Annotated in this window: 11 protein-coding genes; 1 reads left to right on the plus strand and 10 read right to left on the minus strand. The window is 63.0% G+C overall.

The features are described 5' to 3' along the window. Positions 1–327: 327 nt before the first annotated feature. The 10 genes from ACWGKN_RS07670 to ACWGKN_RS07715 all read right to left on the minus strand — a co-directional run bounded on the left by ACWGKN_RS07670 (position 328) and on the right by ACWGKN_RS07715 (position 10,179). The gene (locus tag ACWGKN_RS07670) at positions 328–2,196 is read right to left on the minus strand and encodes a hybrid sensor histidine kinase/response regulator (protein ID WP_452094982.1); all 1,869 of its coding nucleotides are present in this window, start codon (positions 2,194–2,196) and stop codon (positions 328–330) included. A gap of 192 nt (positions 2,197–2,388) precedes the next feature. Continuing rightward, entirely contained in the window at positions 2,389–5,502 is a 3,114-nt protein-coding gene (locus tag ACWGKN_RS07675; protein WP_452094983.1) for a chemotaxis protein CheB, read from the minus strand. Positions 5,503–5,785: 283 nt separating this feature from the next. After that, entirely contained in the window at positions 5,786–6,190 is a 405-nt protein-coding gene (locus ACWGKN_RS07680; RefSeq protein WP_035233578.1) for a hypothetical protein, read from the minus strand. Positions 6,191–6,240: 50 nt separating this feature from the next. Next, the gene (locus tag ACWGKN_RS07685; RefSeq protein WP_035233576.1) at positions 6,241–7,728 is read right to left on the minus strand and encodes a B12-binding domain-containing radical SAM protein; all 1,488 of its coding nucleotides are present in this window, start codon (positions 7,726–7,728) and stop codon (positions 6,241–6,243) included. A gap of 4 nt (positions 7,729–7,732) precedes the next feature. Then, on the minus strand, positions 7,733–8,092 hold the full coding sequence (locus ACWGKN_RS07690) for a putative quinol monooxygenase (RefSeq protein WP_035233574.1): 360 nt from the start codon (positions 8,090–8,092) through the stop codon (positions 7,733–7,735). A gap of 65 nt (positions 8,093–8,157) precedes the next feature. Next, entirely contained in the window at positions 8,158–8,811 is a 654-nt protein-coding gene (locus tag ACWGKN_RS07695) for a hypothetical protein (RefSeq protein ID WP_035233571.1), read from the minus strand. A 12-nt stretch (positions 8,812–8,823) separates the two neighbouring features. Next, positions 8,824–9,045 carry a hypothetical protein gene (locus tag ACWGKN_RS07700; RefSeq protein WP_035233570.1) on the minus strand — a complete coding sequence of 74 codons (222 nt, stop codon included), beginning with the start codon at positions 9,043–9,045 and terminating at the stop codon, positions 8,824–8,826. A 261-nt stretch (positions 9,046–9,306) separates the two neighbouring features. Further along, positions 9,307–9,513 carry a hypothetical protein gene (locus ACWGKN_RS07705; protein ID WP_035233568.1) on the minus strand — a complete coding sequence of 69 codons (207 nt, stop codon included), beginning with the start codon at positions 9,511–9,513 and terminating at the stop codon, positions 9,307–9,309. Then, positions 9,492–9,881 (minus strand): phage holin family protein, encoded by a 390-nt coding sequence (locus ACWGKN_RS07710; RefSeq protein ID WP_035233566.1) that lies wholly within the window; start codon positions 9,879–9,881, stop codon positions 9,492–9,494. Before ACWGKN_RS07710 ends, ACWGKN_RS07705 begins: the two co-directional genes overlap by 22 nt. A 1-nt stretch (position 9,882) precedes the next feature. Further along, positions 9,883–10,179, minus strand: a complete 297-nt coding sequence (locus tag ACWGKN_RS07715) for a DUF883 family protein (RefSeq protein ID WP_035233563.1) — start codon at positions 10,177–10,179, stop codon at positions 9,883–9,885. Between the two features lie 738 nt (positions 10,180–10,917). Here ACWGKN_RS07715 and ACWGKN_RS07720 point away from each other — a divergent pair. After that, complete coding sequence (locus ACWGKN_RS07720; RefSeq protein ID WP_452094984.1) at positions 10,918–20,109, plus strand: GH36-type glycosyl hydrolase domain-containing protein; 9,192 nt, start codon at positions 10,918–10,920, stop codon at positions 20,107–20,109. Positions 20,110–20,147: the final 38 nt, after the last annotated feature.

Genomic DNA, 20,147 nt, shown 5'->3' on the forward strand with positions numbered 1-20,147 from the left:
CGTTACGAAATAACCGTTACATTTTTCACCATTTCGTTACGGCCCCTTATGCCGGAAAGGTATTTCTGTGTAACGGTTATTGTTTGACGACGGCTTATCGATCTTCTCGATCAGCCGTGATTCATCCTTGATCCGATAGATGATGGTATGCAGGCTTTCTCCCGGCGCCGAAGGGTCGTCCCGGATCAGATCGACAATAAACTCGGCCAGGCGCTTATATTTTTCTTTTTCCTTGAGAAAGGAGAGCGGAATCGCCTCTTTCCGGTGCTTCTTCTTCTCTTTTTTCTCCTCGGGATGCCTCGGGCGCGGGGCGCTATCCCCTCCGGTTCAAACGGTCTTCGGGACCGCACCACTCATAACCCGGCAGATGACAGCCCGCAGCACCTCCATCGAATAGGGCTTGTGTAGAAAGGCGTGCGGCTGCTCGACATATTCGCCGTCCATCGCCTGGGCTTCGTCGTAGCCGCTCGACAGGATCGCCGGCAGGTCGGGCCGGATCCGACGGAGGGCGGCAAGGGTGTCCCAACCGTCCATGCCCGGCATACACAGATCGGTAAGGACACAGTCGATACTGCCCGGATTTTTCTCGAGCAAGGTTGCCGCCTCGCCGCCACCGGAAGCCGCCAGAACGGTAAGCCCGAGACGTTGGAGCAGGGCCCCCGTTATGTCGCGGACGATGGCATCGTCGTCGACCAGCAGCACGGTCCAGCCCGCCACCAGGTCGCACGGTCCTGCCGGTACCTCCGGTTGCCGGGGGACCATACCCGTGGCCAGTGGCAGAAACACCTGCAGGGTGCTTCCCTGGCCAACCGTACTGGCGACACCGATCATGCCGTTCCAGGCCTTTGCCAGGCCGGTGACGACTGCCAGGCCCAGTCCTCGGCCGGTTAATTTGGTCGAGAAAAACGGATCGAAGCTTCTGTCCATCTCCTCTTCGGTCATGCCGCAGCCTGAATCCGTCACCTCCAGACAGGCAAAGGTCTCGGCGGAGGTCTGCCAATCGGTGGGCGCGATGTGCACTCTCGGGATGTCCGCCGTCGGGACGGTTCTGGTTGCCACCGAAATCCGGCCGGCATTATCGCCGATGGCCTCCCAGCCGTTGGTGATCAGGTTGGTCAGAACCTGCTGGACCTGGTTGGCGTTGGCAAGCACGATCGGGCCCGGGGAGAGAAAATCCGTCTCGAGGGCAATGGCTGCCGGCAATTCAGCCTGGATTCCCGGGAGATTGTCGCGGCAGAACACCGAGAGATCAAGGGGCTCCAGTCTGGAGGGGCTTTGGCCGAGATAGGTCAGGAGCAGGCCGCTGACCTCTGATGACCGGCGGACTGCCCGCATGGCATTGACGACGTATTGATGGGGCAAGGCATCGCCCTGGGTGTCGGAGATCGTCATCTCGAGGTTGCCCAGTATGACACTCAACTGGTTGTTGAAGAGATGGGCGATCGCACCGGCCATCCGCTGCAGGCTCTCGGCCTTTTCGATCTTCCGGGTCTGTGCTTCAAGTTCGATCTGCCGGGCCTCCGCCTGCTTGCGTTCGGAGATATCGCTCAACACCAGCCTGAACTCGAAATTATGGCGGTCGTCATGAACTGCGGTCACTTTCAGGCTCACCCAGAAGACTGTGCCGTCGGATTTCTTCATCCGCAATTCGGTGACACGCGGTTCGGGGGATTCATTGAGGGGCGGCGGGGCGGCGCCCCGCCGGGGGGCAGCGTCGTTGCCAACAAGCCGATGGATCAGCAGGTAGTAACCGTCCTGGTCCTCTTTGACGATAAACCGGGATATCGGCTGTTTGACCAGCGCGCTCCGGGCCACTCCCAGCAGGGATGCGGCGGTGAGATTGGCCTCCTTGATCAGCCCCTTGGCACTGAGGGCGCAATAGCCGACCGGCGCCAGATCATACAGGTCGAAATAGCGCGCCCGGGACAGGTCAAGTTCCACCTGGGTCCGGTGCAGTTCCTCGTTCTGCATTTCAAGCTCGATCTGGTGCACCTGCAGCTCATGGAAGGCCTTGCGGATTTCCTCCAGGGACAAGGCCTCCAGGGTTTCCGGTTGCATGACCTTCTTTTGCCGCAGGATTTTCTCGGCCTGGCGGCGCAGGTCATCTCCGGAGGCGACCCCGGACGGCCCTGCCGCTGAAACAATGACGTCTTGTGCCGTGTTGCTGTGCTTCGCTTTCCTGGTTATGTCGGTCATGTCCTGCACCTCATGGATGTTGTCGAGCGGTCTCTCTGTCTGCGGATCATCCGGTCGACCGGATACTTTCGCCCTCGGATGCTCTCCCCGGATGTCTCCAGGCGGGGACCCTGGACGGGATGGATCGGTGTGCCGCGGGGCGTGCGCATCCGCCTGAGTCAGCGGTCCGCTCGATGCGCCTGGTGCCGACGGTTATTGCGGTCCCCCAAGGGGTTGGCCGATCTTTGCCCCCTTTGCCCTCTCGGTTGTCGCAATCGCGTACACCTGACCTGCTTCATCGATCAGGGCGGTGGACGTCATCAAGATCTCCATGACCATGCCATTCTTGTTGAGCCGTTGGGTGCGGTACGGTTCGAGAATCTCCGCTCCGCTCAACAGATGGATATGGGTCAGGGTTTCCTCGCGCAGCCGTTCCGGGACCAGGTCGCGGATGTTCATCGCCAGCGCCTCGGCCTCGCTCCAGCCGTACATCCTCACCGCCGCGGGATTCCAGGCGATGATGCGGCCATCCAGGTCGAGGACGGTGATGGCGTCATGGGCATCCCGCACGACAACGGCCAGCCGCAGCTGCTCATTGGCCTGGTGCAGCGCGTCCTTCACCTTCTTGGCCTCGGTGATGTCGACAAAGGTGATCACCGCCCCCTCGATCACGTTATCGAGGGTGCGGTAGGGTTGGATCCGCAGGATGTACCACCTGCCATCGGCGGTCTCCACCTCCACTTCCCGGGCAGCCAGGGTATCCAGCACGGCCTGGACGTCTGCCACCAGACGGTCGTAGCCCACCAGATTGGAGACGATATGGCTCACCGGCCGACCGATATCGCTGGTGATCAGGTTGATGATACCGGTTGCGGCCGGGGTAAAACGCAGGATGTGCAGGCTGTGATCGACAAAGACGGTGGCGATGCCGGTGCCGGCCAGCAGATTGTTCATGTCGTTGTTGGCCCGCGACAGGTCGCTCACCTTGTTCTGCAGTTCGGTGTTGATCGTGGCGAGTTCCTCGTTGATCGATTGCAGCTCTTCCTTGGAGGTCTCCAGTTCCTCATTGGTGGATTGCAGTTCCTCGTTGACCGACTGCATTTCCTCGTTGGTGGATTTGAGTTCCTCGTTGGCGGTCTGGAGATATTCCTCCTTGGCCCGGAGCTCCTGCCTCAGCGCAGCGATACGGGCACTGGCCCGGGTCTCGGACGAGCTGTCGGGATCGGCCGCCCCCTCTTTATCGTCCCCGGCGGCGGCCAGTGGTGCCTGGCCGGGATCGAAGGATGCACCTTCTTCGAGAATGACCAGGTAAAGCGACGTCGACAGTGTGGCCGCAGGGTCAGCCATTCCACCGCCGCTCCGGCTGGAATCGGGCCGGGCGGCCAGGGGGCAGACGGTCAGGTTGGTCGGGGTGAAATCGCCGTTGGTCTTGACCAGCAGCCCGATGCGGCGCACCTGCTCCCTGGTTCCGGCAGCCTTGTGCAGGGCGGTGGTCAGTTCGCCGCGCAGCCCTTCCCGGGCCATCTTCAGGATATTGTTGACTCCGGCCTCACCCGGGGCCGGTTCCAGATACATGCCGGTGCGGCCGTGGAGATAGAGGATATCGCCGTGGCCGTTGACCAGGGCGCCGGTCGGGGCGATCTGCCGCAGCAGGGCCTGCTCGATCAGGTCGCGCAGCGACATTTTCCCCGGGGTGGCGCTGTTGCCGAGGTTTTTCGGCTGGGCCGCACCGACCTCCGCGCTTGAGGGCAGGAACCGGCCGAATGCCACGCGCTGTACCCCGTGGATATCCTCCCGGCGTCGGTACAGTTTCAGCTTGCGGTCGAGGGGCGCGAACAGATCGCCGAAGTCGCCGACGGTCTCCGAGGTGCCGAGAAAGAGAAATCCGCCCGGGTTCAGCGCATAATGGAAGAGCGGGATGAGTTTCTTCTGGAGGTCGGCCCCCATGTAGATGAGAAGGTTGCGGCAACTGAGCAGATCGATCCTGGAGAAGGGCGGGTCCTTGATCACGTTTTGTTCGGAAAAGACCAGCATGTCGCGGATGCTCTTATTGATCCGGTAGGCGCTGCCTTCGGCCTCGGCGGTGAAGAAACCGGCCAGCCGCTCGGCGCTGATATCGGCGGCGATGCTGGCCGGATAGAGCCCGGTGCGGGCCGTGGCTATCGCCTGGCTGTCGATATCGGTGGCAAAGATCTGCACGGTATGGCTCCGATGCTGTTTTTCCAGCTGCTCCTGCAGGAGGATGGCGAGTGAAAAAGGCTCTTCGCCGGTGGCGCAGCCGGCAGACCAGACACGGATCACGCTGCCCGCCGGCCTGTCGGCAAAGAGGGCGGGGATGACCTGTTCCTCGAGCTGGCGGAAGGCCTCCGGGTCACGGAAGAAACCGGACACCCCGATCAGCAGGTCGCGAAACAGCGCCTCGACCTCGGCGGGGTTCTGCTGCAGGTACTGCACGTAGTTGTCGATCGATTCAATCTGGTGGATGGCCAGGCGTCGTTCGATACGGCGATTGATGGTGTTCGGCTTGTACTGGGAAAAATCGTGGCCGGTCTGGGCGCGCAGCAGGACGAATATCTTTTTCATGGCGCTGTCGTTTTTCGAGGCCGGGCCGGGAGCAGTCTGGGCGTTCCTGCCGAAGGCGTGGCCGGCGTAAGCCATGAGCTGTTCCGGCATCTCAGCCGGCAGCAGTTCGTAGTCCACCAGGCCGGTGGCGATGGCGCTGCGCGGCATGCCGTCGTACTCGGTCGAATTCGGTCTCTGGGCCATGACCATGCCGCCCTCGGCCTTGATATCCCTCAGTCCCTGGGTTCCGTCACTGCCGGTGCCGGAGAGCACGATGCAGATGGCCCGTTCGTGCTGGTCCTGGGCCAGTGAACGGAAAAAGAAGTCGATCGGCATCCGCCGGCCGCGAGGGGCGGTGGGTTCGAGCAGTTGGAGGCTGCCGTTGAGAAAGGCCATGTCGCGGTTCGGCGGGATGATGTAGGCGCAGTTGGGCCGCACCGCCATCCCGTCCTCGACTTCGAAAACCTGCATGCTGGTGTAGCGCTTGATGAGATCGGTGAGGATGCTCTTGTGATCCGGGGCCAGATGCTGCACCAGGACAAAGGCCATGCCGGGAGGGCAGTCGGTCGGCATGCCGGAGAAAAAGGCTTCAAAGGCCGCCAGCCCCCCGGCGGAGGCGCCGATGCCGACGATCGGGAAGTCGGTCCGCGGTTCGGCCTGCTCCTGCACCTCGTTTTTCTTCCCGGCGTCCTTTCGGGGTCTGGCTTTTTCGGCAGCCGGCATGGTTTTCGCTGCCGATTCCGGGATTTTCCTGCGTGCTGTCATGATGGTCTCCATTGCCGAACATCGACCCCGATACATCTTTGACGCCGGGAACGTCGCTGCCCTCTTTTCCGCCGTTCCGGCAGGCATGGTACAGATCGCGTGAGGGAGGGGTTGGGCCGGGGAACCGTCGCGGCCCGCGCGGTTCCAGCGACTCGTCACATGGTACCCCCTTTGCAGTCTGTAACATTTACAGGTCGGGATGGTCCACCCTATTCAGCTGCAACCACTCGGGTATGCCCGCAAGATGGTGATGGAGTGTTCACCCGGGTGACAATACCTCGGTCTACTGTTGGAAATACCGGGCGATCCTGGCCGCAATCTGCCCGTCCGTCAGCGTGTCGGCTGGCTCGACAGCGGTGATCCGGCCGCTCAACGGACCCTGCTCGATGCGGTTTTGCAACTCGCCTTTGGCCTCGCCCGGCCCGCAGATGTAAATGGCACAGGCGTTGCGCATGCTCAGGATGACCTGGTCGTAATAGCTGTTCAGCTCACCTGTCAGGGCAGCCTGACGGCTGTCATCGGCCGGAACCTGCTGCGCTTCGTAGCGGCCCGTAAGCGGTGAATCGCCTGTCCGGCGAAGCTGTTTTTCCACCCCCGACAGCACTGTCCGGGTTTCCGGTCCCTGCGCCCCAAGATCAACGATGACAGCCTTGCGATGATCAATCCATACACCCATTTTCGTTTCCATCGTTTCCTCCTTGCAGCTGCTCTCGCATCAATGCCGATATACGGCGATCATCATCCGGCCCCATGAATATGGAGATCACAGATCTTGCGGTAATGGTAGCCGTAGATGGACAGTGTTATGGCCGTCGGCACCAGCCTCGGCCTTCGACTCAGGGTCCACAGCAGCAGCCGCCAGTAGTGGAACCGCTCCTTGCCCAGAAAGCCGAGCCGGAACGCGGAGCGAAAAAAGGACAGGAACCGCTGCAGGTTGAGAGGCTGCCTGATTTCAGGCGCCTTCAGCTCCCCGAGCAGGGTTCGGACCCGCCGGTAGTAGTTTTTCGGCGAATAGATCTGTTGCATGATCGACCGGTACCCGTCCAGCAGCAGGTCCAGGCCCATGCGGGGCACGATATTGGTGGTGCCGTCGGCATTGTCGCCGGAAAAGGTGGCGAGGATCCGGCTTTCCCGCTGCAGCCGGTCGAACAGCCGTGTCCCCGGGGGGGCCTGGAGCATGCCGACCATGGCGATGACGATGCCGCTTTGCTGGATGAAATCGATCTGCCGCTGGAAGATGGAAGGCAAGTCGCTGTCGAAGCCGACGATGAAGCCGCCCATCACCTGCATGCCTGAACGGTGGATGCGTTTGACGCACGCCAGGAGGTCGCGGTTCTTGTTCTGGAATTTATGGCATTCCGTCAGACTGACCTCGTCGGGCGACTCGATGCCGATGAACACCGAATCGAACCCGGCCAGCACCATCAGATCCAGCAGTTCGGGATCGTCGGCGAGATTGATCGAGGCCTCGGTGAAGAACACGCATCCTTTTTTATCCCGGCGCCAGGCAATCAGGGCGGGCAGCAGTTCCGTCTTCAGGTAGTCCTTGTTGCCGATGAAATTGTCGTCGACGAAGAAGATGCTGCCGCGCCATCCCGTGGCATAGATGCAATCCAGTTCGGTGATCACCTGCTGTGGCGTCTTGATCCGCGACCGGTGGCCGAACAGCGTCGTCACGTTGCAGAATTCGCAGTTGAACGGGCAGCCCCGGGAGAACTGGATGTTCAGCGAGGCGTAGCGTTTGGTCTTGACCAGGTCCCACGCCGGAACCGGGGTGTCATGGAGGGCGCAGAAACCCGCCGCCCGGTAGATTTTCTGCGGCCGGCCGCTTGCCAGGTCGGCCAGAAAGGCGGGCAGTGTCAATTCCGCCTCGTCGAGCACCAGGTGATCCACCTCGCCGAATTGTTCCGGCTCGGCGGTGAACAGCGGCCCGCCGGCAACGATCCGCACGTTCGCGGCCCGGCAGCGGGCGATGATCTGTCCGGCCGATTGGCGCTGCACCGCCATCCCGCCGACAAAGACCATGTCCGCCCACAGCAGGTCGGTATCCGTCAGGCTGTCGACATTGACGTCGACCAGGCGTTTGCGCCACCCCCGAGGCAGCAGGGCGGCCACGGTAAGCAGTCCGAGCGGCGGGAAGGCCGATTTCTTGCCGATAAAGCTCAAGGCGTAGGTGAAGGACCAGAAGGTATCGGGAAACTTGGGAGAGACAAGGAGGACATTCATAGCGTCAGGCTCCTTCCCCAGTGAATCTGCCAAGAGGAGTCTCTCTTTTCCGTACCGCGTTGACGGCCTCTTTGCCTTCCATATCTGAAACTGTAAATATTCGAATTTTCAACTGTTCTGACAGCAGGCTCCTGGTCCCGAGCAGGACGCTGAACCTTTCGGACGACATATGACGGTTCAGTTGCCGGCGGCTCTGCCATTCCGAGATCAGGCTGAAAATAGTGTTGTCCTCGATATCGCCGAAGATGTCATAGCTCAGGCAGCCATCCATTCCCGGCAGTTCAATCAATGAGAGCAGTGTCTGCAGTACTTCCTTCTGCTTTTCCGGCAGCACATGCAGACGTGTCCTAAGTATGAGTGTCATGTGATGTTCCGCTATCCCCTACGGTGTTTGTCGGCGCGGTCGCTTCGATACGCTCCTCCGTCGACTCAGTTCTTCTTATGACCCTGGTTGCCCGGCTTGGCTTTTTGCTGGTTGCCCTGGCTGTTCAGGTTTTTCCGGGAGTTCTGTGGCTGCATCTGCCGATCAGGCTGACCTGATTGCGGCCGGATCTGTGGGTGCATCTGCCGATCAGGCTGACCTGATTGCGGCCGGATCTGCAGATCCTGAACGCCCCAGGTGTGCTGCTTCTCCCAGTGTCTGTTTTTTTCCCAGCTGCTCCAGTTCTGTTGAACCTGCTGGTGAGGAATCGGTTGGATATCCCATCGATGCCCTCTCCAGCGATGCTCCCGATAGTCGTTGCGCCAGGTTGAAGGGATCTCCCGGTAGAACGTCGGCACGCCGTTATAGTCGCTCCAGCCTGTATCATAGCTGCGCGATCGGTACCAGCGGCCTTCCCATGGACGCCACCACCAACCGTCGTAGAAAAAAACATCCATCTCCAGGTCGGGAACGACGTAGACATAGGTCTCGGGCAGCACGATCAGCTGCGGCGGTTCGGCATAGACGATGGCTGGCGGCAGGGAGACATGAATGTCTCTATCCGTCCTTGCCGTCGTCGGCAAAGGCGATGCCAGGACCAGAACCAGGGCCAATGCGCCCAAGAGGAATCTTTTTGTCGTGTTGTCGGCTGTATGGATCACGGGGAGTCTCCTTTATTTTTTCCTGGTGCCCACAACCAGTACCACAATGCCACCGATAAGGGCGATGGCGCCGATGATCGGCGGCAACGGCAGGGTTCTGGTGGTATCCGCCGTCACCTGGAGCGGACCGATATCGACGACCTTTTCTCTGGTCGTGTAGGTGATGCCCTGGTAGACGAAGGCCACAACCCCTATGGCAATGAGGAAAATGGCTACAATCAGTGTTGCTTTCATCTCGTTCCTCCCTGGTCTTGTCAGTCCGATTGATCGTATTCTGCCATCCCGATTACGCTTCGTCCCCGGTTCATTCCGATCAGCACGGCGAGGACGGCAATCGCCGGCAGCACTTGATTACACCCACCCCATCCTGTAACTGCCCGTAAAGGCCGGCAGCCACAGGAACACCAGTATCACGGCAGTCATCCGCACCATGCATTTCTCCTTCCGAGGGACAGGGGAGATCCGTCCGCTCCCATCCATTCCCGGTCCCGACTGCTAGCGGCGGCGGGATTTTTCTTCCCGCAGGAAAGCGAGGATCTGCTCGGCGACGGCCAGTCCCAGGTTCAGGGTGGAGAGGGTACGGCGCGTCCCCCGGCGGATTTCCTGGATCTCGATATCGACCAGGCGACGATGCAGATCGCAACAGATCGACACGCGATTCTTGGCTTCCCGGATATTTTTCAGTTCTTGGTCGAGAAACATGTGGCGTCCTTTTTCAGCTCGGCCAGACTCTGGTCAAAGGCCAGCGGTTTTCGCTGCAGATGCCGGAGCAGGGTGAGATAGGCTGACGCTCCTGTCAGCATGCTGACTGCCGCCGCGACGATCATCCCGTACAGGCGCCATTCGGGCGGCAGAACATATATCCCGGCCAGGACCAGCAGCAGCAACCCGAGCAGGGAAAAGACCACGGCCATGCAGACCAGCAGCACCGCCTGGATGAAACGGATCTTGGCCTCTCGCAGTTCCAGGGCCAGGAGTTCCAGGCGATCCTGCAGGATCTCGCTCGCTGCCCCGCCAAGGCGGCCTGCCGCACCAGTGATTCCGGAGATGAACATCGGCAGCCGGTCCATGCTATTTCCTGGACATGAACCAGCCGAGGAACAGGCCGGCAATGAAGGTGCCGCCGATGGCGTAGTATGGTTTGACATGGATGAACTGGTCAGCGCTCTCCACCGTCTCCAGCAGCCGTTCTTCCAGCTCGCCGACCCCGCCCCTGGTCGCCACCAGGCGTTCCTGAAGGGCCGCTCGCGCCGCTTTGATCCGGTCGTCAACTTCTCCTGAGGTGGCGTCCACCAGAGCGCGGGCATGTTCGATGATGGTCTGCATTTCCTGGCTCATTGCCTTGACATTGTCCTGTTTGCTTGCCATGGTGCGATATCTCCTTTGAGGTGGTTGTCAATCCTGTCTTTTTGCCGGCGGTCAATGTGATCCTTCGCCGTCCTTTCCTTGAAACCCCGGCACTGGTCCGGAGAGGTCAGGCGAGAAGAACCGCATGTCACACACTCCTTCCACTCCTCTATAAAGCAAGCGCTGTGCCAATACTGAATGACCTGCGGGAGCCTGTGCCATCGTTCTGATTTTCAGGGATAATAGGGCGGTGAAGGGTTGGGCGGACTGCCATGGTCGGCCGGCCGGACTTGGCCATATTTGACCACTGGTTATATCTGACCCCCTTAGCCGGTGGCCGGACCGGCACGGGGGAATCCGGGCGCAGGCCGTGTCGGCCGGAGAATTGACGGCATGTCCGTCGCCGTCGCCGGGCGGATGCCTGCCGTATCGCCTCCCCGCTGGCCATTCATCTCCGGGCCTTGGCGGGACAGACCGGGCGGTCACACCCTCTCTCGGTATTCCCCGGTTGCAGGCATTGTCACGGCGGCCCGATCGCGTCGTGTATCCGGCCGGGTGTCGGTGCCTGGCTTTGCATGAAAATTGCAACATCATGGCGAGGGAAGCGCTCTTCGACAACCTGCTTCTCCGGTTTTACCATCCATCCCTCAGTCTCCTCCCCTGGAACAGTCTGCACGGTTCCTACCCGGATCCTGCCACCAGATGCACTTACCGATGATGGCCGGAGATCCGGATAACGCAGTTTGATAAAGGATACATGTGGGCTCAGCCGTTCTTATCGGGTATTTCACACAGCAGGAGGAAGGTCGCGAAGCCCTCCGGGAACTGATACGGCAGGGATACAGCCGTACCGCCCTGGTGCATAAGGGCCTGGCCGGCGATATTCATGTCACCGACCCCTTCCGCCGCCGACTTGCCTTCAGGGTTGGCGTGGTTGCCTGCCTGTCCGGGGGGGTGGCGGCGATGGCGCTTCTGGCCCGGTTCGGGCTGTGGTCCCTGCCGGACTGGGGTCTTGCCGTTTCGCTGGCCCTGGTCCTGGCCTGTGCCGCCATGGGGGCCGTGGCGGCGCTGGTCCGGCTGCGGCGCTCCCGGCATGGCGTCGAGTCCGGGATCATCGACGATCACAGCCGCTGGCTGATGCCCGGCGAGTCCGTCCTCATCCTCCAGACGTCCGTTGATTCCCTGCAGCGTCCGATGGCGCTGCTGCGGGAAAGCGGCGAAATTCATCCGGCCCTGTTCGTCATCCATCCCAGGCGCGAGAGGCGAATCAGGGAGCGGGACCGGGCGGTAAACCTGCCCTCGACCCAGATCCAGGAGCATGCCCAGCACCATGCCGGTGAACAGCTGATCGACTCGCGGCCGAATCGTTCCGTCGAACTGCTGCAACGGCTCAGGCGGTCGCGCCTGTGGATACGGCAGGTCTCCGCCGATCTTACCGCTGCCAGCCAACTGGAACAGAAGACCACGCCGGCGGCCGACTGGATCCTCGACAACGAGTACATCCTCGAGGGCAACACCCGCGATGTCCTGGTCAACCTTCCCCGCAGCTATTACCTGCGCCTGCCGGTCCTGGCCTCGGCCAACTACCGGGGGCTGCCGTGCATCTACGGCCTGGCCAAGGATCTTGTCTCCCACACCGACCTGCGTCTCGACCGGGACAATGTCCTGGCTTTTATCGAGGCGTACCAGTCGGTGCGCACGCTGACCATCGGTGAACTATGGGCTATCCCCCAGATGCTGCGCATCGCCCTGATCGAAAACATCCAGAGTTTCGCCGTCACCGCCCTGGAGGACCTGCGTGAACGCCAGCTGGCCGATCTCTGGGCCAACCGGTTGACCGCCGCCAATCGCCGCGGTTCCAACCAGCTCTTCATGATCCTGGCGGAACTGGCCAAGGCCGAGCCGCAGCCCAGCCCTTATTTCGGGGCCCAGCTCGTCAGTCTGCTCTATGACGAGGCCGCGGCCCTGTCGCCGGTCCAGAGCTGGCTCGAGCGAACCTTCAAGGACCCGCTCTACGACCTCATCCTGCGGGAGCAGAACCGGCAGACCAGGGAGCAGCTATCCTGCGGCAACGCCTTTACCAGTTTGCGCCGGCTCGCCCTGCTCGATTGGCGGGAAGTGTTCGAGAACATCAGCCGGGTGGAGCGGATATTGCGCCGCGATCCGTCCGGGGTCTATGCCGGGATGGATTTCGCCACCCGCGACCGCTGCCGGCGGGCGATCGAGGAGCTCGCCCTGGCATCATCCCGCACCGAGGAACAGGTCGCGGAAGAGGTCATCGAGCTGGCGAGCCGGGCCGGCGGCGAGGCCGACGTCGATGACCATCGCAGCCATGTCGGCACCTGGCTGGTCGGCAAGGGCAGGGCCGAACTGGGCCGGCTGCTGGCCTGCCGCGAGGCGCGCCGTTACCGGTTGCTGGCCTGGATCTATGACCACCACACGGTCTTCTATCTGTCAACGGTCGGCGGCTTTTCCCTGCTGCTGGCGGTGCCGATTGCGGCCTTCGCCCTGATCCCCGGGAGCCCTGGCGCCGTATCTCCCGTGCTCCGTGCCTCACTGGTGCTGCTTCTGCTGATCCCGGTCAGCCAGCTGGCGATCGAGGTCGTCAATTACCTGATCTCGCGCCTGCTGCCGCCCCGGACCCTGCCGAAGATGGATTTCGAGGAGAGCGGGATTCCCGACGCCTTCCGCACCCTGGTCGTCGTGCCGATGATGCTGGTGGATACCGCCACGATCCAATCCGAGGTGGAGAAACTGGAAATCCGCTACCTTGCCAACAAGGAGGCGAACCTGTATTTCAGCCTGTTCGCCGATTACATCGACGCCCCGACACCCTCCTGCGAAGAGGACAGCCACCTGCTCGAGACGGCGACTGCACTCATGGCAGAGCTCAACCGCCGCCATGACGGCGAGCGCTTCTTCCTGTTTCACCGGCCCCGCACCTGGAGCGAATCCGAGCAGCAATTCATCGGCTGGGAACGCAAACGGGGCAAGCTGGAGGAGCTGAACCGCCTGATCGACGGGACCCGGCCCGAGACGGCCGCCTCCCTGGTCCTGGTCGGCGACCAGCAGCGGCTGGCCGACGTCCGTTTCGTCATCACCCTCGACAGCGATACCCAGCTGCCGCACGGGACGGCCCGGCGACTGGTCGAGACCCTGGCCCACCCCCTCAACCAGCCGCGTTTCGATGCGGCAGGGCACATCGTCGCCGGCACCTACACCATCATCCAGCCGCGGGTGAGTCCGACCCTGGCCAGCACCAGCGTCTCGATCTTCAGCCGGCTGTTTGCCGATGCCATCGGTGTCGACCCCTATACCGAGGCGGTCTCCGATGTCTACCAGGACCTGAGCGGCGAAGGCTCCTACCAGGGCAAGGGAATCTACGACGTTCATGCCTTCAGCCGGTTGCTGTCGGAGCGATTTCCGGAAGGGTGGGTGCTGAGCCACGATCTGATCGAAGGTGCCCATGTGCGGGTCGGGCTGGCCAGCGATATCGAACTGTTCGATGATTTCCCGCAGGGCTACCAGGGCTACTCCAGCCGGACCCATCGCTGGATCCGCGGCGACTGGCAGATCGCCGCCTGGCTGCTGCCATGGGTGCCGCAGCCGGCCGGCGGTTGGGGAACCAATCCGCTGTCGCTGCTCAATCGCTGGAAAATCCTCGACAACCTGCGCCGCAGTCTGCTGCCCGTTACCAGCCTGGGACTGCTGCTTCTCTCCTGGTTCATCTCACCCAAGGTCGGCGGCATCGCCGGTCTGGTGGTCGGTCTGCAGCTCCTGATTCACCCCCTGGCCCAGCCCCTGACCATGGCCACCAGCCGCGGCGGCCTCAAGTATCTCGAGCTGTCCAAGGTGCTGCACGATCTGTTGCGGGCGACGGCCGATGCCGCGCTGCTGCCGCACCAGGCGGCGGTGGCCGTGGATGCCATTTGCCGCGTCTGGTACCGCTGCCTGATCTCGCGGCGCCTTCTGCTGGAGTGGAAGGCCCAGGCGACACACTGGAGTTCCTCCCGACGGCGGCCTCTGTTCGTCGCCGGTCTGACCCTGGCGACACTCTTCAGTGCCGCGGTCGGCCTGGTACTCTGGCGCGTCATCCCCGCCAGCCTGCCGCAGGCCGCACCGTGGCTGGTTCTGTGGCTGGTGTCGCCGCTGCTCGGCTGGATGCTGAACCTGCCGCCAGGTGAGAGGCGGCGGGTACAGCCGCTGCCGGCAGAGGACCGCCTCCTGCTCCGCCAGGTGGCCCGCCGGACCTGGCGCTATTTTTCGGCCTTTGTCAGCGCCGACACCTGCTGGCTGCCGCCCGACAACTACCAGGTCTCCCACCAGACCCGCCTGGCGATGCGCACCAGTCCCACCAATATCGGGCTGTGGCTGACCAGCGCCCTCGGTGCCAGTGACTGCGGCTACCTGACCGTCAACCAGGTCGTCGACAGGCTGAGTGCCAGCATGGCCAGCATTGCCCGCCTGGAGCGTCACCAGGGGCATCTGCTCAACTGGTATGACATCGGCACCCTGGCCCCGCTCGAACCACGTTACGTCTCCACCGTCGACAGCGGCAATTTCCTGGGTGCCCTGTGGGTTCTCGAACAGGGCCTGGGCGAGCTGCTGCACCAGCCTGTTCTCAGCGGCAGGGCCTTCACCGGCCTGGCCGACACCGGTGAAATCCTCAAACTCGCCCTGATCCAGCCGGGGCCCGGCGACGCCTGCCTGCCGGTCCTCGAGGCCCTGTTGCGCGACTGGCACAGTCCCCCGACAGCCGTCGTCGACCAGCTCGGCCTGCAGCGCCGGATGGCGATCGATCTCAACACCGTTGTGACGACCGCGGGGCCCATTCCCTGGGCTGGAGAGCTGGCGGAGCAGGGATCTGCCTGGCTGGCGATCTCGGAGCGTTATCTCATCTGGATCGAGATCCTGGCCGAGAAAAGCGACGCGGAGCTGGCCCCGCTGGGGGAAGCGGTCCTCGCCGCCATCCGTCAGGACCTGTCCCGGGCCCCCTCGCTCGCCGACCTTGCCCACGGGCGGATAGAGGCGATGACGACTCTCAGGCGGATCCGGGAGCAGTCCCTGCCGGCCCATTCGCTGCTGCAGCCCTGGCTCGACCGGGTCCTGACCGCCTTTGCCACCGCCCAATGGCTGGCCGGTGAAACCCTGGCGCTGGCCGAACAGCTGATCATAGATGTCCATGACCTGTCGGCGGGCATGGACATGGGCTTTCTCTATGAGCCCAAACGCAAGCTGTTCTCCATCGGCTACAACGTCTCGATGAACCGGCTGGACGGCTCCAATTACGACCTGCTGGCCAGCGAGGCCCGGCTCGGCAGTTTTCTCGCCATCGCCCGGGGGGATGTGCCCATGGAGCACTGGTTCTCGATGAGCCGGCCCTACGGCGCCGTCGGCCGGCGCCGGGTACTGCTCAGCTGGACCGGGACCATGTTTGAATACCTGATGCCGCTGCTGTTCCAGCGCTCCTTCGACCATTCGCTCCTCGACAAGGCGGCCGGGGAAGCGGTGGCGGTGCAGATTGAGTACGGCCACAGCCATCGTGTGCCGTGGGGCATTTCCGAATCGGCCTTTGCCGACCTCGACCTGGAGAAGACCTATCAGTACAAGGCCTTCGGCGTGCCGATCCTTGGCCTGAAACGCGGCCTCGAGGAAAAACTGGTGGTCGCTCCCTATGCCACCCTGCTCGCCCTGAACATCGCCCCGGTCGAGGCCGTGCACAACCTCAAGCGACTGGCGGGGCTGGGTATGATGGCCGAATACGGCTATTTCGAGGCGATGGATTTCAGCCGGCAGGCCCAGCGTGATCCTGCCGTCCGGGATCTCAAGCGCGGAGTGATCATCGAGGCCTATATGGCCCATCACCAGGGCATGGCCTTCCTGGCGCTGACCAATTTCCTGCACGACAACCCGTTCCCCCGCCGCTTCCACAGCGACCCGCGGGTGCGGGCGTTCGAGGCCCTGCTGCAGGAGCGGATCCCGACCCTGCCACCGCTGCACCTGATCTCGACCCGGCACAGCGAGCCGGTACTCCTGAGCGGAGATCTGATTGCCCCGATGGCGAGTTCCTGTACCACCCCCCATACGGTCACGCCGATGACGCTCTTGTTGTCCAACGGTCGCTATGATCTGATGATCACCAACAGCGGCGGCGGCTACAGCGGCTGGAAAGGCCGGGAGATCAGCCGCTGGCGGTCGGACCAGACCTGCGATGCCATGGGAACCTTCTGCTATTTCCATGATAAGGAAGGGGATCGTCTCTGGTCAGCCGCCTATCACCCGGTCGGCGGCAGGCCTGAAAGGTATTCGGTGGATTTCACCCTGGATCGGGCCATCTTCCGCCGCAGCGATAACGGTATCGACACCGAAACAGAGGTCAGCGTCTCGCCGGAAGACGATGTGGAGGTGCGCCGGATTACCCTGGTGAACCACTCCAGCCGCGTCCGTCATCTCAGCGTCACCAGCTACATCGAGCTGTCCATGGCCGCTCACAACGCCGATCGCCAGCACCCGGCCTTCAACAAGCTGTTCATCCAGACCGAGGCCCTTGCCGACAGCCAGGTGCTCCTCGCCTCCCGGCGACCGCGGAGTGAAGACGATCCGCCGCTGTATGTCGCCCACCGCCTCACCACCGGCCCCGCCGGCACCGGCTCAGCAGTCGGCGAGGGGTGGCAGTTCGAGACCGACCGGGCCCGATTTATCGGCCGCGGGCGGAATCTGGCCCGGCCGATGGGGGCGGTACAGGGGCTCGGCAACAGCCAGGGGTTCGTCCTTGATCCGATTCTCAGCCTGCGGCAGGATCTGACCCTGGAACCGGGGCAGCGGCTCCAGGTCTCCCTGGTGCTTGCCGCCGGGGCCAGCCGCGACCAGGTCCTCCTACTGATGGACAAGTACAGCGATCCCCACGCCGTCGGGCGGGCCATGGATTTCGCCTGGCACTCGGCCCAGCAGCAGCTGCAGATGCTGCGCATCCAGCCCGACGAGGCCCGTCGTTTCCAGCAACTGGCCAGTCACCTGCTGTTCCCCAACACCCTGTTGCGCGCCTCCGCCAGACGCCTGGAAGACAACCGCAAGGGGCAGGCCGGCCTGTGGCCGTACGGCATCTCGGGCGATCTGCCCCTTGTCCTGATCACCATCGGTGAGACCCGGGAGGTCGCCCTGGTCCGCCAGGTGCTCCAGGCCCGCACCTTCTGGCAGATGCATGGGCTGTCGGTCGATCTGGTGATCCTCAACGAGGAGGCCGGGGGTTATGAACAGCCGCTCCAGGAACGGCTGGAGCAGCTGATCCAGGTCCATTCGCTGACGGCCGCAACCGACCGGGCCGGGGCGGTCTTCCTGAAGAGCGCGAACCAGATTCCGGAAGAGGATCTGAAACTCCTCATGGCTGCCGCCAGCGTCGTCCTGGTCGCGGCCCGCGGGACACTGTCCCAGCAGCTGCGGGTGCCGGTAGAAGCCACCGAGCCGCCGGCCAGAATGGCGACAAAGCCTGCTCCGATGGAACCTTCGGCCCCCCTGCCCTTCATGGAGCTGGCCTATTTCAACAGTCTTGGCGGTTTCACCCCGGACGGACGGGAATATGCGATCTATCTCGGTCCCGATACCAACACCCCGGCGCCATGGGTCAATGTCATCGCCAACCCGAACTTCGGCACCCTGGTCAGTGAAACCGGGGCCGGCTTCACCTGGTACGGCAACAGCCAGCGTAACCGCCTCACCGCCTGGTCCAACGACCCGGTCCTCGACCCGGCCTCGGAAGCCCTCTATATCCGCGACGAGGACAGCGGCATCTTCTGGTCGCCGACCGCGGCGCCGATCCGCGAAGCAACGGCCTATCGGGCCCGGCATGGGGCGGGGTATTCCGTCTTCGAACATAACAGCCATGGCATCGAACAGGAACTGACGGTCTTCGTCCCTGTCGATGACAGCGGCGGACAAGCGGTCAAGCTGCAACGTCTGCGGCTGACCAATGCAACCCAGAGAAGGCGCAGGATCTCGGTTACCTGGTATGTCGAATTGACCCTTGGCGAAAACCGCGAAACCTCCCGGATGCATGTTATCACTCGCCGGGATGAAGAAACCCGGGCCCTTTTCGCACAAAATCGCTACCACCCTGACTATGGCGAGCGGGTGACGTTTGTCGCTCTCACTCCGCCGCCCGAGTCGTATGGTGGTGATCGCACCTCCTTCATCGGCCGCAACCGCTCCCTGGCTCAGCCGATCGCCATGGAACTGCCCCGGTTGTCGCAGCGGATCGGCGCGGGGCTTGATCCCTGCGCGGCGCTCCGGATTGCCGTTGACCTGGCGCCGGGCGAACGTCGTGATATCATCTGCATGCTGGGCCAGGCCGAGTCGGCTGACCAGGCCCGGGACCTGGTACTCGGCTTCCATGACGAGCATGCGGTGGAGGATGCTCTCGGCCGGACCAGGGCCTGGTGGGATGATCTCCTGGGAACAATCGAGGTCCATACCCCCGAACTGGCCGCCGATCTCCTGATCAACCGCTGGCTGCGCTACCAGTCCCTGAGCAGCCGCATCTGGGGTCGATCCGGTTTTTACCAGTCAAGCGGTGCCTATGGTTTTCGCGACCAGCTGCAGGACAGCATGGCGTTCTGCGCCACTAGACCTAACCTGGCCCGAGAACAGATCCTGCTGGCCGCCGGCCGTCAGTTCCAGGAGGGGGATGTCCAGCACTGGTGGCATCCGCCGGGCGGTGCCGGGATCCGTTCCCGCATCTCCGACGACCTGCTGTGGCTGCCGCATGTGGTGGCCCACTACGTCCGGACCACAGGCGATGCGGCCATCCTGGGAACGGAAATTCCCTTCCTTCATGCCCCGGTGCTGGCCGATGACCAGCATGAGCTGTATGCCATACCGGAGGTCTCCTTCGAGCGGGCCACACTGTTCGAGCACTGCCGACGGGCGGTGGCTCGGGGCCGGACGGCCGGGGTCCACGGCCTGCCCCTGATCGGCACCGGCGACTGGAACGACGGGATGAACCTGGTGGGGGCCGGGGGCAAGGGAGAGAGCGTCTGGCTGGCCTGGTTCCTCTGTGATGTGCTGCAGGGAATGGGCGAACTGGCGGACATCCTCGGGCAGCCGGAACTGAGCCGGGGCTACCGGCAGGACAGGGAGACTCTGATCCAGCGGATCGAAGTGGCCGGCTGGGACGGCGAGTGGTATCTGCGGGGGACCTTTGATGATGGCAGCCTGATCGGCTCGGCCTCCTGCTCCGAGGCACGAATCGATTCCCTGCCCCAGTCGTGGGCCTGGTTGACCGGGGCGGCAGAACCGGCCCGGGCCGCCCAGGCCCTGGAATCGGCCTGGCGGCATCTCGTCTGCGAGGATGAGGGGCTGGTGCTGCTCTTCACGCCGCCCTTCGACACCTCCGAGCCCTCACCCGGCTATATCAAGGGGTATCCTCCGGGAGTGCGCGAAAATGGCGGGCAGTACACCCACGCCGCCCTGTGGCTGGCCATGGCCATGGCCCGCAGCGGCGACGGGGGACGGGCGGTGCAGCTGCTGCGGATGCTCAACCCGATCGAACACGCCCGCGATGCGGCAACGGCCTGGCGATACGGCATTGAACCCTACGTGGTGGCGGCCGACGTCTACCGCCTGCCCGGCAGGATCGGCCAGGGGGGATGGTCCTGGTACACCGGCTCGGCGGCGTGGATGTATCGGGCCTGGGTCGAAGAGGTCCTGGGGGTGCAGGTGCGTGGCGACCAGATGCACATCGATCCGGTCATCCCGGCAACCTGGCCTGGTTTCAGCCTCCGCTATCGCCATGGCGAAGCAATCTATGCGATCGAAGTCGAGAACCCGGATGGGTGCGAACACGGGATTGCCTGGCTTGAGATGGATGGCCAGCGTCTTGTCGGTAATCTGGTCCCCCTGGAACGACACCTGGTCATCCATCAGGTGCGGGTGCGAATGGGAATTGCCGAAGAGTAATGCAACGGGCTCTCATTAATGGTCATTTGTGCCCATTG

The sequence above is a fragment of the Desulfoprunum sp. genome, from assembly GCF_053613775.1.